Source organism: uncultured Ferrimonas sp., from assembly GCF_947489035.1.
In the GTDB taxonomy this organism is placed as follows: Bacteria; Pseudomonadota; Gammaproteobacteria; order Enterobacterales; family Shewanellaceae; genus Ferrimonas.
The window spans coordinates 56336-69761 of sequence record NZ_CANLCI010000022.1 but is presented as its reverse complement, the minus strand read 5'-3'; the positions used below and the strand labels follow the sequence as shown (position 1 = coordinate 69761).

Below are 13426 nucleotides of genomic sequence, written 5' to 3'. Positions count from 1 at the left end.
TGGCGACGGCCATGACCACTCAAAGTCTAAGGGCGAGCCGCGTCTGGGCGATCACTCGTTTGGATCGATGCCGCGCGGTTTTCAGCGTTCTGGCGACGGCCATGACCACTCAAAGTCTAAGGGCGAGCCGCGTCTGGGCGATCACTCGTTTGGATCGATGCCGCGCGCTTTTAAGATGGCGCTTTTCCAGTCGTAATCTTCAACGTAATCCTTGGCGATGCCCGGGATCATTTTGCCTTCGCCGGTTTCTTGCATCTTCAGGTGGTAGATCAGTACGTCGTCGGTCAGATCTTCCAGTTTGCCATCGAAGCCGGTGTCTTTGGCCAACTTAACCAGCATCTGCGCGAGGTTGAGCTCTTGGTTTGCCTGCCAAACTGGTTCTAACAGTTCCAGCAGTTCATCAATGCGGTGACAAGACATGGATCTCTCCTACAGCCAAATAAGTAAATTAGGGGTGCCACTTGCGTAGCAGATGCGGCCATTATGCCGACAAGTCCTTACCTTAAATAGGGCTTATCGCCCCAGCGGCTCGATTGGCATAATCGACCAAGCCGATTCCAATCACTGCCCACATCCACGCATGAACAGAGCTGACTCGATGATTTTACTCTGCTTTGGTTCATGGCGTGGATGGATTGGCACCGAGTCTGCGGCCGCGCGCCCCACAACGCACGTTGAGCCACACAGCCGCTAAATCCCCAGCAGCTTCTCTAGCCAATTGCGCTTTTTGTTTTTCGGCGCTGGTGGCGCTTGGCTCAGGCCGCCACAACCCCGCGGGGCAGGCCAGCTGGCTTGATCCACCGGAATGGTCAGCGCCCCTCGGCAACGCTTGGCCACCGCTTCGCCGCTGTTGGCAAAGTAACCGTCCACCACTTCATAAGGGCGCACCATCACCAACGACAACGGCTCGCGCTGTTCAAGGTAACGCTGATACAGCGGTAACGCCGCCGAGCTGCCATACAAACCCGCGGCGCTGTTGTCGTCGCGGCCAACCCAAGTGACCACCACATCGCGATCGTCAAAGCCCGCAAACCAGGCATCGCGGCCATCACTGGTGGTGCCGGTTTTGCCCGCCAACAGGGTATGCGGGTATTGCTTACCCAGGCGCTTGGCGGTGCCGCGCTTAACCACTTCGGTCATCATGTAATTGGTGAGCCACGCGGCGTTTTCCGACAGCACCTGCTCAGAGCTCGGCTGCTGTTCAACCAATCGGTTGCCGTCGCTGTCGGTGACGTGGCCAATGCTGTACAGGCGCCGATAACGGCCGCCGTCGGCCAAGGTTTGATACAACTGCGCCACTTGATACGGGCTGGCATCCAGCGCCCCTAAAAACGCCGAAGGGTTGGCATTAAAGCGTTGTTGCCAACCGGCTTGGCGCAGGGTGTCGTTCAAGGCTTCCAACCCCACCGCCATGCCCAGATTCACCGTGGGCACATTCAACGAGTTGATCATCGATTCTTGCAGTGGCACCGAGCCACGGTACTTCTTATCCACGTTTTGCGGCTGCCAACGCTGGCCATCGCTGCTGCGAAGGCTGATGGGGGCGTCTTTCAGCGGCGTCATCAGGTGATATTGCTGCGGTTGGCTCAGGGCCGTCAGGTACAGCAGCGGCTTCACCAGCGAACCAATGGGCCGACGTGCGTCCATGGCGCGGTTAAAGCCTTTGTAGTTGGGATCTTTGTCCCCCACCACCGCCAGCACCCCGCCTTGATAGCGATCCACCACCACCATCGCCGCTTGCAGCTGGTTATCGTCTCGCTGTTTGGCCAGCGCCTTGATGCCACGGCTTACCGCTCGCTCGGCCGCTTGCTGCGCCAAGGGATCCAAGGTGGTGTACACCTTCAATCCCGATTGGTTAAGGGTTTGAGCGCCAAAGCGTTGCGCCAGTTCACGCTGCATCATGGTGTTGAAACCCGGCAACTTGTGGCGTTGGCGCCAGTTGGGATCCCGCAGCGCTAAGTCGCCGCTGGCGCCGTGGTTGTACTGACTGGCGCTGATGCTGCCTTGTTCCAACAACAGCTTTAGCACTAAGTCGCGGCGCTGCTGGGCACGTTGCGGGTAACGCCACGGGTTGTAGTAACTGGGGCCTTTGATCATCGCCACCAACAAGGCTTGCTGGCTGAGGTTCAGCTCTGCCAGCGGGGTGCCAAAGTAGTGCCATGCGGCCAGCCCGACGCCGTGCACGGCAATGGCGCCATCTTGGCCCATGTACACTTCGTTCAGGTAGGCTTCGAGGATCTCATCTTTGCTGTAACGGGCGTCGATGATCAGCGCCATTAAGGCTTCGTTCACCTTCCGCACCAAGCTGCGTTCGCGGGTTAAGAAGAAGTTTTTGGCCAGCTGCTGGGTAAGGGTTGAGCCGCCCTGCACGGTGCGGCCAGCTTTGGCGTTCGCCAGCGCGGCGCGGGCGATGCCACTGAGGGAGATCCCAAAGTGGTGATAGAAATCTTGGTCTTCGGTACGCAGTAAGGCGGTGATCAGGCTTTCTGGGATCTCGGCGCGGGGCACAAATAAGCGATCTTCCCGCTCGCCGGTTAGGATCCGATCCAGCAGCAACGGCTCTAACTGCATAAAGCCTAAGTCGCGGCCATCGCTGCTGCGCTGCACTCGGGCGATGCGGTTCTCTTCAAAATGCACCATCACTCGCATCGGCACTTCAAAGCCGTTGGGGCCATCAAAGGGGCGGCGGTAGATCTGGATCCGCGATGTCGATACCGCAAACTCGCCCTCGTGCGCTGCTTTGCCGGTGTTGCGGTACCCCAGCAGCGCCAGCTCTTGCTTTAACTGGCTGTGGGTGATGGGCGCGCCGGGAAACAGCGACATGGGCCGGGCGTAGATCTGCGCGGGAAGGTACCAGCGTTGGCCTTCAAATTTCTGGGCGATCTGGCCATCCAAATAGATGCCGTACACAAAGATCACGCTGACACCCACCAGTGCCAACTTCCAGCTCAACCCCCACAGCCGTTGCAGCCAGCTGCGCTTGCCAGACTTGGCCTTGCTGGCGCGCGGGCGCTTGGCCGCGGCCTTTTTCGGCGCGGGCTTGTTCCGGGGGGTCGCCGCGGTTTTCTTCGGGGCGCTGGTGCTGGGTCGCTTTGCCATTAACTGTACTTCTTGGTTTTTCGGGTTGGTAAGGTGTTGGCCGGATCATCCGGCCATAGGTGCTTGGGGTAACGCCCGCGCATCTCTTTTTTCACGTCGTTCCACGCCCCTTGCCAAAAGGCGGCCAGATCTTCGGTGATCTGCAGTGGCCGTTTGGCCGGTGACAATAACTCGAGAGTAACCGGCAGCTGCCCCCGCGCGACGGTGGGGGTATCACTTTGGCCGTAAATCTCTTGCACTCGCACCGCCAGCTTAACCCCATCGTTGTGGTAATTAAGGCTGAGGCTGGAGCCGGTCGGCACCGTTAACCGCTCCGGCAACTCGTTGGCCAGCAACTGCTGATCGGCGTACTCAATTTGGTTCAGCAGCAGGGGTAACATATCGAGTTTCTTCAGCTCGGCAAACTTACTCATGCCCGCCAGATAGGGCAACAGCCAGTTATCCAAACTGCTAAGCAGGGCGTCGTCGCTCAGATCCGGCCACGGTTGCTGCGGCAGATAGCGCCGCGCTAGGGCTACCCGCAGGCGCAGGTTGTGGCAGCGCTGATCCAGCGCCAAGGCATCAAGGCCACGGCGGCGCACTTCATGCAACAACGCCTGCTGTTTGTCCTCGGCGCTGATGTCCGTTAATCGTTTGCGCGTTAATACCAACGCCCCTAAGCGTTGTTGCTGTTCGGCTTTCAGCCCACCACTTTGCCGATCAAACTCCACCTGTCGATACTGGCTAAACAGGTGCGGCGCCACGGCTTCGAGGCCAACAAGATCCAGTTCGGCGGCTAAGTGAATGATGCCGTCGCTGCGCCCTTGGCGCTCATTCATGCTGGCGACCACCAGCGTGGGGGTGGCGCACAGGGCATCGCCGTCGTTCAAACTGGCGCCACTGCCGTTGGCCAGTTGGTAGCGCAAGCCGTTGTCGCGACAGCGGCCAATGCGATCCGGAAACGCCAGCGCCAGCAAGGTGCCCGCTTCGCTGTGATGGGCTGGCGATGCGGCAAAGCGCCCCGGCAACTGGTTAATCCACTTTTGCGCTAACTGGCGATGACGCCCGCCTTTCGCGGCATCAAGGCGACGCCCCATGTCGGCGCCGATCTGACGCCCCCGCAGCGGATCGCCCTCTTCAATGATGGCGGCTAAGGTGGCGGCCAGCGCCACCAAGCCACGGCCATGCCCCGCTTGTTCAAGCTGGGCCGCTTTGCTCAGCATCAGCCCAAGGCGCGGATCGGCGCCCAGTTCGTGCACTTGCCGCCCCAGCGCGGTCAGTTGGCTGCGTTCATCCAACAGCGCCAACTGCTGCAACAACGATTGGCTGCGCGCTAACGCAGGCGCGGGCGGCGGGGTTAGCCATTGCAGCTCGGCGGCGCTGCTGCCCCAGGCAGCCAGTTCCAATTGCAAACTGGTGAGATCGGCACGGCTGATCTCGGCGCTGTCGGCGTCGGCCAGCCCCTGCTGCATCGATTCGCTCCACAGCCGCACACAGTGGCCGGGCATCAATCGGCCCGCTCGACCGGCGCGCTGGGCCGCATTGGCTTTGCTGATCCGCACCGTTTCTAAGCGCGATTGACCGCTGCGCAGATTAACCGAGGCACGGCGCTGCCAGCCGGAGTCCACCACCACCGAGATCCCATCAATGGTTAAGCTGGATTCGGCAATGTTGGTGGCCAGCACCACTTTGCGCTTGCCCGCAGGCGGTGGCTGCACCGCGGCGTCTTGTTCGGCGCTGCCCAGCTGCCCATAAAGCGGGCACAGCATGACCTCGGCGGGGAGCGTTTGCTGCAGCTGCTCTTCAGCCCGGCGGATCTCTGCCATGCCCGGCAGAAACACCAAAATGTTGCCGTCGCGCAGGCTCAGCTGCCGCTTCACTTGGCTCACCAGCTCCCCCAGCCACGGCGCACCAGTGGTGGGGCTAACGTGTTCAACGGTGACCGGATAACTGCGCCCTTGGCTTTCCAGCAAGGCGGCTTGGGGCAGCAGCTGCGCTAAGGGTTGCCCCTCTAAGGTGGCCGACATCAACAGGATGAACAGATCGTCCCGCAGCCCCTGTTGCACTTCCAGCGTCAGCGCTAAGGCCAGATCGGTGGCCAGATGGCGCTCATGCACTTCATCAAACACCACCATCGCCACGCCGCTGAGCTCGGGATCGGTTTGGATCAACCGCGTCAGCACCCCTTCGGTGATCACCTCTAACTTGGTGTGCTTGGAGATCTTCGATTCGCCTCGCACCCGCAGGCCAACGGTGTGACCAACGGGCTCGCCTAAGGTGGCGGCCAAGCGGCGGGCGATCATCCGCGCCGCTAAGCGCCGCGGCTCCAATAACAGGATTTTACCGTCGATCTCATCCCACTGACTTAATGCCAATGGCAAGGCCGTGGATTTACCTGCGCCGGTAGGAGCTTGTAAGATAATCTGATTATGGCTAGTTAGCGTGGCGCGGATCGACGCAAACAGATCCTCGATGGGCAGTCTCGACAACGGGAGTGACTCGCAGCTGGGTTAACGAAGTAGGCCAGTTTACACCAAGTTAGGAGCCCAATGGCCAACCGTCTCTTTTTCGCCATCCCCGTTCCCCGCAGCCAACAGCTGCCGCTGCTGAAGTTGCAGACCCAGCTCGAAGGCGCCGGGCGGGCGGTATTAGCCAGTAATTTTCATATTACCTTGGCGTTTTTGGGGTCGGTTAACGCCAGCGCCCAGCAGCAGCTGTTGCATCGCTGGCAGGACTTAACCCTGCCCCGCTGCCAGTTGCAATTTGATCAGTTAACCCTGTGGCCACAGGCGCAAGTGCTGGCGTTAACGGGCAGGCACTGCCCCACGCCGCTGTACCAATTAGCGGGGGCGTTGCAGCGCGATGCCGCCCAACATGGGCTCCATCAAAGCAGCAGGGGCTTTCGCCCCCACGTCACCCTGTTTCGCGGCGCGACTGCCGAGCCAGCACTGCCGCTGCCGCAGCCCATTCAGGTTGATTGCCGAGAAGTACAATTGATGATCTCTGAGCCCACCCCGGCAGGGGTAAGTTACCAACCGCTAAAACGGTGGCCATGCCATGACTGATCCCAAATTCGACTACAGCTTAACCATCTTGGCCGCACGACTGTGGCTGGGCGCTAAGTTTGGCGCGCTGTTGGCGCTGCTGATGTTAACGCTGCTGCTGACGTACCAGCTGCTGACCGCCCCCAGCGGCACCTACTTTGGCGACCACGGGGTGCAGTGGCACGCCATCGGCGACTACCTGCTGACTTGGGGCCTGCCATTGTTGACATTGAATATGGTGCTGGGGGCGCTGCACTACTGCCGCGCCGCCCACGACAAAAAGCACGAACGCCCAGATTGAATCGTTACCCTAGAGCCGCAGCAGTCACGACCACAGTCACAGCTACAGACACAAAAAATGCCACCTTCGCAGGTGGCATTGTGGTTCTTGCGCTGGCTTAGCCTAAGGATCAGTCAGCCAGCAGCAGGTTGGTAACGGTAAGCATGCCGGTGGCGGTTGCGCCATCGTGGTGCATGGCATTGCCGCCATCGGCGTAAACGGCGGCCAGATCCAAGTGGATCCAACCTTGGGCCGGTTCGCCCGCAAAGCGGCTCAGGAAGCCCGCAGCATTGGAGGCGCCACCAGCGCCGCCACCTTTTTGGGTGGTGCTGTTGGCGGTATCAGCAAAGCTGGATGGGCACTTGCTGGCGTGAATTGGCGCCAGCGGCAACCGCCACAGCCCCTCTTCGCCTTTGGCCGCTGCCGCTAAGGCGTCCGCCGCTGCGCCATCGTGCATGGCGAACAGGGCGTTGTATTCGCCACCTACGGCGGTCATGGCGGCACCGGTTAAGGTGGCGGCATCGATGATGCGCTCGGCTCCGGCTTCGTTGGCGGCGATCAGGCCATCGGCCAACACCAAACGGCCTTCGGCGTCGGTGTTCACAATCTCAACGCTGGTGCCGTTTTTGTAATGCAGGATGTCGCCTAGCTTGTACGCGTGGCCTGACACCAAGTTTTCCGCACAGCACAGGAACAGCTTAACGCGCTTGTTCAGGCCTTTGCGGATCGCCAGTTTCAGGGCGGCCGCAACGGTTGCTGCGCCACCCATGTCGCACTTCATGGTGACCATGCTGGCCGACGGTTTCAGCGAGTAACCGCCGGAATCAAAGGTGATGCCTTTGCCCACCAAGGCGATGGCAACCGGCGTGCTGCTGTCGCCGCTTGGGTTGTAGTCCAGCTCCAGCATTACTGGGGGACGCACGCTGCCACGGCCAACGCCGTGAATGCCAACCCAGCCCGCGGCCAACAAGGCATCGCCAACCAAACGCTTGGTGGTGATGTGCTCTGGCGCCACCGCGCACAGACGCTCCGCCACTTCGTCGGCCAACACTTCTGGGCTGAGGGCTTCAGGGCTGGCGTGGATCAACGATTTCAGCCACAGCGCCGCATCGCGCTGGGCGTCGAAGGCGTCGTGGTTGCTGGCCCATTCGATGGTGCCGCCGTCCATGGTGTTGCCAAAGCCTTTGGCAAAGCTCCACTGCTGGCTCTCGCTCCAAGCGCCAGCCAAGCTAACGGCGCTGATCCCCTGTTGGGTGAGCTTGCGTGCGGCCATCTGAATTTGGCGAGCCTGATCGCCTTCGCTCAAATGAATAACCGCCCCTTCGCCATCAAAACTTACTTTGGCATTGCCCCATTGGGCTGCCGCAGATTGCTCGCTTAGGCGAACCTTCATTGTTTCGGTCATCTTCGTCTCCATGATAAAAGCGCCATTACCCTACGCAAATAGCGTAAATATCTTACGCAGTTGAGTTTACAATGCGCGGGTCATATCGTGGTGCGAGTGTACCACCTTGGCGACGAAAATTGACGTTGGCTTATGCCAGTGCAGTGGAAAGCGCCACCGACCGTCAACAAAGAAGAACAGATGAAATTCGAAGCGCCGCTGCAATCTGCCCGTTTAATCAAACGCTACAAGCGTTTTTTGGCCGACATTCAATTAGATGACGGCAGCGAGATCACCATTCATTGCCCCAATACGGGCGCGATGACCGGCTGTGCCGAGGCGGGATGGCGAGTCTATTACTCCGACTCGAACAACCCCAAACGTAAGTACCGCCACAGCTGGGAATGGGTTGAAAACGATCAAGGCCACCACATTGTGGTCAACACTGGCCGGGCGAACGCCTTGGCCGAGCAAGCATTACAGGCGCAGATGCTGGCGCCTTTGGCGGCCTATCAGCAGATCCGCCGAGAAGTTAAATATGGGCACGAAAACAGCCGCATTGATCTGTTGCTGCAGCAGCCTGATTTGCCAGACTGCTATGTAGAAGTAAAAAATGTCACATTGCTGGCGGAGAATGGCCAAGGCTATTTTCCCGATGCGGTCACCACCCGTGGCCAAAAGCATCTGCGTGAATTGATGGCGATGGTGACAGCCGGGCACCGTGCCTGCATCCTATTTTTGGTGCCGCACAGTGGCATCACTCGGGTGGCTCCGGCGGCCCACATTGATCCAACCTACGCCGAGTTGTGCCAGCAAGCACAGCAAAGCGGTGTTGAATTTTATGCAATCTCGGCACAGGCTAATGCCAATGGCATTGACTTGGTCGGGACCATAGATGTAACGATATAGATCGGTTATTCAGTAATTTGTACCACAGTAATATCACTGCAAATGCTGCTACCATCGAGATTCGTTCAATGAACGGCGTTTCTTGCGATTGCGAAATACAGAATCATCTGTTATAGATAGCGCCCAAATTTTAGAGAACTGCCTCTCGTATTAGTAAACAGGAGACGCCTGATGCCGCAGGGCAAGACCAAAACAATCGGCGTATTGGCCTACGCCAACGTGGAGCCTTACCAGGAGAAACCTGGCGAGGAGTACATGAACGAGACGCAATTGGCTCACTTCAAGACCATCTTGGAAGCGTGGCGTAACCAGCTGCGCGAAGAGGTTGATCGCACCTTGCACCACATGCAAGACGAGGCGGCTAACTTCCCAGATCCAGTGGACCGTGCTGCTCAAGAAGAGGAGTTCAGCCTCGAACTGCGTACCCGTGACCGTGAGCGCAAGCTGATCAAAAAGATCGAAAAGACCTTGGTTAAGGTGCAAGAAGATGACTTCGGTTTCTGTGACTCTTGTGGTGTTGAAATTGGCATCCGTCGCTTAGAAGCTCGTCCTACCGCCGATCAGTGTATCGACTGTAAGACGTTGGCAGAGATCAAAGAGAAGCAGCTGGTCGGCTAAGCCGCCACTGCCAAACGTGGGAGCCCGTCTCCCACGTTTTCTTGTTCTTGTTGCCCGCCTGCATGCCTGCCTACCTCGGACGTTTCGCTCCTTCCCCCTCTGGCCCCCTTCATTTTGGCTCACTGCTTGCTGCAGTCGGCAGCTACCTGCGTGCCCGCCATTTAGGTGGTCAGTGGTTAGTGCGAATGGAAGACCTCGATCCGCCAAGGGAAGTGGCTGGCGCCGCCGACACCATCTTGCACCAGCTGGAAGCCTATGGCCTGCAGTGGGATGGCAGCGTGCGCTACCAAAGCCAGCAAAGTGACCGTTACGACGAGGTACTGGCGCAACTGCTGGAACAGCAGCTGAGCTATTACTGCGATTGCAGCCGCAAACGCATTAAGCAAGCCGGAGGTCTGTACGATGGCCACTGCCTACCGCGCCAACTGGAACAAGGCGCGATCCGCATGGTTAATCACCCTGCAATCGCCCATTTTGACGATCAACTGCTTGGCCCGATCCACACCAGCACCGAGTTCGCCGCCGAAGATTTTATCTTAAAGCGACGCGATGGCTTATACGCCTATCAATTGGCGGTGGTGGTGGATGATCACGACCAAGGCATTACCGAAGTGGTGCGCGGTAATGACCTGCTGGAACCGACGGTGCGTCAGCTTTCGTTGTATCGCACCTTAGGCTGGCAGGCACCCACGTGGCTGCATCTGCCGTTGGCCATTAACCCCGACGGCAACAAGCTGTCTAAACAGAACCATGCACCGGCCCTCCACCCCACCGACATTAGCCACACCATGGCGCAAGCGTTGGCGTTGTTAGGGCAACCGTTGCCCACCGATTTGCGTTTGGCCCCAGTGGCTGAACAGCTGGATTACGCGGTGGCGCACTTCCGGTTGGCAAGCATCCCAACCGCGCGGCAACTGGCCGCACCAAGCCGTTGATAACGGCTTATCATTTAACCAACCTTGGTATATCATGACGCGCGATAATAGTCGGGCTCCGTATGATTGCCCTAATGATTGAAACTCTACGAGGTGTACCATCCTTAAGCGTCTGAAAAACATCGCAAAGCGCCTGATTGGCGGCGACACTCCGGTGCCAGCCCAAGCGCAGTTGCAGGTGACGCCCCGCTCCGCTCACGGGATCTCGCGCAACGACATCAGCGAGAACGCTCTGAAGGTGCTGTACCGGTTGCACAAAGCGGGCTTCGAAGCCTACTTAGTGGGCGGCGGCGTACGCGATCTGTTGCTGCGTCAGCAGCCTAAAGATTTCGACATCGCCACCAATGCCACCCCAGAACAGATCCGTAAGCTGTTCCGTAACTGCCGCCTGGTTGGCCGCAGATTCCGTCTGGCACACATTCTGTTTGGTCGCGACATCATTGAAGTGGCGACCCTGCGAGGCCACCACGAAGCCAACAACGCCAAAATTGCCAAGCAAGACGACGCTGGTCGGCTGCTGCGCGATAACGTTTACGGCAGCATTGATGAAGATGCCGAGCGCCGCGACTTTACCGTGAACGGCCTCTATTACGACATCAGCGACTACAGCGTGCGCGATTACTTTGGCGGCATGGCCGACATCAAAGCAAAACGCTTACGCTTGATTGGCGATCCGCAAACCCGCTACCGCGAAGATCCAGTACGCATGATCCGTGCCGTACGCTTTGCCACCAAGCTGGGCTTTAGCATCGATAAAGCCACGGCCGCGCCAATCCCACGGATGGCGCCAATGATGGCGGACATCCCCCCAGCGCGTTTGTTTGAAGAATCGTTGAAGCTGTTGATGTCTGGCAAAGGCCACGACAACTTCCAGATGCTGCGCCAATACGGCCTGTGGGAACCGATGTTCCCACTGCAAGAAAGCCTGCTGAAGCGCGATGACAACGGCAAGGTGATGCGCCTGTTTGAGGCGATGCTGAAAAACACCGACGATCGGGTTAACGCCGATAAGCCGGTAACCCCCGCCTTCTTGTACGCCGCCTTGCTGTGGTACGTGGTCGAAGACTTTGCCAACGACAAGCTGAAAAAAGGCATGGCACCTTACGATGCCATTACCGCCGCCTCTGGCGACGCCATCAGCAAGCAGTGCAAAACCATCTCGTTGCCACGCCGCTTTACCACTCCGGCCATGGAGATCTGGCAGCTGCAAGGCCGCTTAGACAAGCGTTCTGGCTCTCGGGCGTTCAAACTGCTGGAACACCCACGCTTCCGCGCCGCTTACGACTTCCTGTTGTTGCGTGCCGAAGCCGAGCAAGACGATGAACTGCTGGAACTGGCGCGCTGGTGGACCGCGTTTAACGACGCCAACGACAATGGTCGTCGCCAGATGGTGCGTGCGTTAGGTAACGACGGTAACCGCCGTCGTCGCCGTCGTCCGCGCCGTAAGCCTGCCGCTAAGCCTGCCGCTAAGCCGCAGGATTAACCGATGGCGCGTTGTTATGTCGCGTTGGGCGCCAACCTGGGGCGCCCAGAGCTGCAACTGTCCCGCGCCATCGCGGCGTTAGGGCAGTTGCCACAAACCGACTTGGTGAATCGTTCTCAGCTCTATCGCAGCCCGCCAATGGCGGGGATGGAGCAGCCGGATTACCTGAACGCTGTGGCCTGCATTGATACCGACTTAGCGCCACTGGCGCTGTTGGATGCGCTGCAACAGATTGAACGCGACAACGGCCGCGAGCGCCATCAACATTGGGGCGCTCGCACCTTAGATCTGGATCTGTTGCTGTACGGCGACCAACAGCTTGAACTGCCGCGCCTCACCGTGCCGCACTACGGCATGGCCGAGCGCGCTTTTGTGCTGCTGCCGCTGTTTGAGATAGCCCCAGCGTTGATCCTGCCCAATGGCCAGCATTTGGCCAGCTTGATGGCGCAGTGCCCGCCACAGGCGATCTACCTGTACCGCAGCTGAGCTCAGTTGCGATCACCGCACTTCCCTCAGGGCGCTTCGGCGCCCTTTTGTTTGCTGCCGGTTTCGGTCGCCGCAGGGGCAGCAATCTCGCCCCTTCGTCTGCGGCATCGAATGCCAGCCGGTTTCGGTGCCCACAGTCCCAACTGTGATCCCCCTACCTTACCCACACTCCCGACTTTACCCACAGCCACCAAGCCCATGCGACAGCAGCAATCGCCCACTTAATCCGCCGATGACGGTTGCCGAGCGCAGCCGCCGCCCTGCCAGTTTTTGTAACCAAATCAAGCAGACGTGATAAACAACAGCAACAAACCTTGGCCGTTTGCCGTCACATTGGCGTAACTGCCCATTGAAAAGCGCCACGATTTTGTCATATAACGGTGCCCCCAATGGCTCTAAGACGACCGTTCAATGGACAACATTACCATCTCAACTTTGGCGCGTTACAAGCGTGAAGGCCGCAAGTTCGCCGCATTAACCGCCTATGACGCCAGCTTTGCTGGTGTGTTCGAGGCTGAAAACGTGCCGGTACTGCTGATAGGCGATAGCCTCGGCATGGTGCTGCAAGGTGGCACCGACACCCTTAAAGTGACCGTAGAACAGATCGCCTACCACACCCGCAGTGTGGTAACCGGTGCGCCAAACGCACTGGTGATCGCCGACATGCCGTTCATGAGCTACGACACCGTCGAGCACGCCTGCCACAACGCCGCCGAGCTGATGCGTGCTGGCGCTAAAATGGTGAAGCTGGAAGGCGGTGATTGGTTGCTCGACACCGTTCGCGCGCTGACCCAGCGTAGCGTACCGGTGTGTGCCCACTTGGGGCTTACGCCACAGTCCGTACACGTGATGGGCGGCTACAAGGTGCAAGGCCGTGGCGAAGCCGGCCAAGCGATCTTGGATCAAGCGCTGCGCCTGCAAGCGGCGGGGGCGGCCATGTTGGTGCTGGAGTGCGTACCGCAAGATCTGGCCAAAGCCATTACCGAGGCACTGGCGATTCCGGTGATCGGCATCGGTGCCGGCAAAGACACCGACGGTCAAATTTTGGTGATGCACGACATCCTTGGGATCTCGTCGGGCTACATTCCTAAATTTTCCAAGAACTACCTCAACCAAACCGGCACCATTGCCGCGGCAGTGCAAGCGTTTGTGGAAGAGGTGGCTCACGGCGATTTTCCCGCCGCTGAACACACCTTTGGGTAAGTTGTT

The 13426-nt window shown here is 59.0% G+C and carries 12 protein-coding genes; 8 read left to right on the top strand and 4 right to left on the bottom strand.

Annotated elements, in window-relative coordinates:
• Positions 1–141 precede the first annotated feature (141 nt).
• From Q0796_RS13330 to hrpB, 3 genes are all read right to left on the bottom strand, one after another.
• On the bottom strand, positions 142–420 hold the full coding sequence (locus tag Q0796_RS13330; RefSeq protein WP_298444060.1) for a YihD family protein: 279 nt from the start codon (positions 418–420) through the stop codon (positions 142–144).
• Between the two features lie 270 nt (positions 421–690).
• The gene (gene mrcB / locus Q0796_RS13325) at positions 691–3099 is read right to left on the bottom strand and encodes a penicillin-binding protein 1B (protein WP_298444058.1); all 2409 of its coding nucleotides are present in this window, start codon (positions 3097–3099) and stop codon (positions 691–693) included.
• The gene (gene hrpB, locus Q0796_RS13320; RefSeq protein WP_298444057.1) at positions 3099–5567 is read right to left on the bottom strand and encodes an ATP-dependent helicase HrpB; all 2469 of its coding nucleotides are present in this window, start codon (positions 5565–5567) and stop codon (positions 3099–3101) included. The genes mrcB and hrpB overlap by 1 nt, the downstream gene beginning before the upstream one ends.
• 60 nt (positions 5568–5627) lie before the next feature.
• Between hrpB and thpR the strand changes: the two genes are divergently transcribed.
• Both thpR and Q0796_RS13310 read left to right on the top strand, forming a co-directional pair.
• Positions 5628–6143 (top strand): RNA 2',3'-cyclic phosphodiesterase, encoded by a 516-nt coding sequence (gene thpR / locus Q0796_RS13315; protein WP_298444055.1) that lies wholly within the window; start codon positions 5628–5630, stop codon positions 6141–6143.
• A complete protein-coding gene (locus Q0796_RS13310; protein WP_298444053.1) occupies positions 6136–6423 on the top strand; it encodes a hypothetical protein in 288 nt (95 codons plus the stop codon). Before thpR ends, Q0796_RS13310 begins: the two co-directional genes overlap by 8 nt.
• A gap of 109 nt (positions 6424–6532) precedes the next feature.
• Here Q0796_RS13310 and pepB read toward each other — a convergent pair whose 3' ends face one another.
• Positions 6533–7822, bottom strand: a complete 1290-nt coding sequence (gene pepB, locus Q0796_RS13305; RefSeq protein WP_363322318.1) for an aminopeptidase PepB — start codon at positions 7820–7822, stop codon at positions 6533–6535.
• A gap of 165 nt (positions 7823–7987) precedes the next feature.
• Between pepB and sfsA the strand changes: the two genes are divergently transcribed.
• The 6 genes from sfsA (at position 7988) to panB (ending at position 13420) form a co-directional block, all read left to right on the top strand.
• On the top strand, positions 7988–8695 hold the full coding sequence (sfsA, locus tag Q0796_RS13300; RefSeq protein ID WP_298444049.1) for a DNA/RNA nuclease SfsA: 708 nt from the start codon (positions 7988–7990) through the stop codon (positions 8693–8695).
• A 171-nt stretch (positions 8696–8866) separates the two neighbouring features.
• Positions 8867–9313 (top strand): RNA polymerase-binding protein DksA, encoded by a 447-nt coding sequence (dksA, locus tag Q0796_RS13295; protein ID WP_298444047.1) that lies wholly within the window; start codon positions 8867–8869, stop codon positions 9311–9313.
• Positions 9314–9375: 62 nt separating this feature from the next.
• On the top strand, positions 9376–10248 hold the full coding sequence (gene gluQRS / locus Q0796_RS13290) for a tRNA glutamyl-Q(34) synthetase GluQRS (RefSeq protein WP_298444046.1): 873 nt from the start codon (positions 9376–9378) through the stop codon (positions 10246–10248).
• 172 nt (positions 10249–10420) lie between these two features.
• Positions 10421–11731, top strand: coding sequence for a polynucleotide adenylyltransferase PcnB (pcnB, locus tag Q0796_RS13285; protein ID WP_363322317.1), 1311 nt, complete (start codon positions 10421–10423; stop codon positions 11729–11731).
• 3 nt (positions 11732–11734) lie between these two features.
• Positions 11735–12217, top strand: coding sequence for a 2-amino-4-hydroxy-6-hydroxymethyldihydropteridine diphosphokinase (gene folK, locus Q0796_RS13280; protein ID WP_298444043.1), 483 nt, complete (start codon positions 11735–11737; stop codon positions 12215–12217).
• 411 nt (positions 12218–12628) lie between these two features.
• Complete coding sequence (gene panB, locus Q0796_RS13275; protein WP_298444041.1) at positions 12629–13420, top strand: 3-methyl-2-oxobutanoate hydroxymethyltransferase; 792 nt, start codon at positions 12629–12631, stop codon at positions 13418–13420.
• Positions 13421–13426 lie beyond the last annotated feature (6 nt).

Excerpts from the sequence above, each read along its gene's own strand:
- dksA (WP_298444047.1), top strand. The coding sequence starts at position 8,867 with ATGCCGCAGGGCAAGACCAAAACAATCGGCGTATTGGCCTACGCCAAC.
- Q0796_RS13330 (WP_298444060.1), bottom strand. The coding sequence starts at position 420 with ATGTCTTGTCACCGCATTGATGAACTGCTGGAACTGTTAGAACCAGTT.
- Q0796_RS13310 (WP_298444053.1), top strand. The coding sequence starts at position 6,136 with ATGACTGATCCCAAATTCGACTACAGCTTAACCATCTTGGCCGCACGA.
- mrcB (WP_298444058.1), bottom strand. The coding sequence starts at position 3,099 with ATGGCAAAGCGACCCAGCACCAGCGCCCCGAAGAAAACCGCGGCGACC.
- thpR (WP_298444055.1), top strand. The coding sequence starts at position 5,628 with ATGGCCAACCGTCTCTTTTTCGCCATCCCCGTTCCCCGCAGCCAACAG.
- folK (WP_298444043.1), top strand. The coding sequence starts at position 11,735 with ATGGCGCGTTGTTATGTCGCGTTGGGCGCCAACCTGGGGCGCCCAGAG.
- gluQRS (WP_298444046.1), top strand. The coding sequence starts at position 9,376 with ATGCCTGCCTACCTCGGACGTTTCGCTCCTTCCCCCTCTGGCCCCCTT.
- sfsA (WP_298444049.1), top strand. The coding sequence starts at position 7,988 with ATGAAATTCGAAGCGCCGCTGCAATCTGCCCGTTTAATCAAACGCTAC.
- panB (WP_298444041.1), top strand. The coding sequence starts at position 12,629 with ATGGACAACATTACCATCTCAACTTTGGCGCGTTACAAGCGTGAAGGC.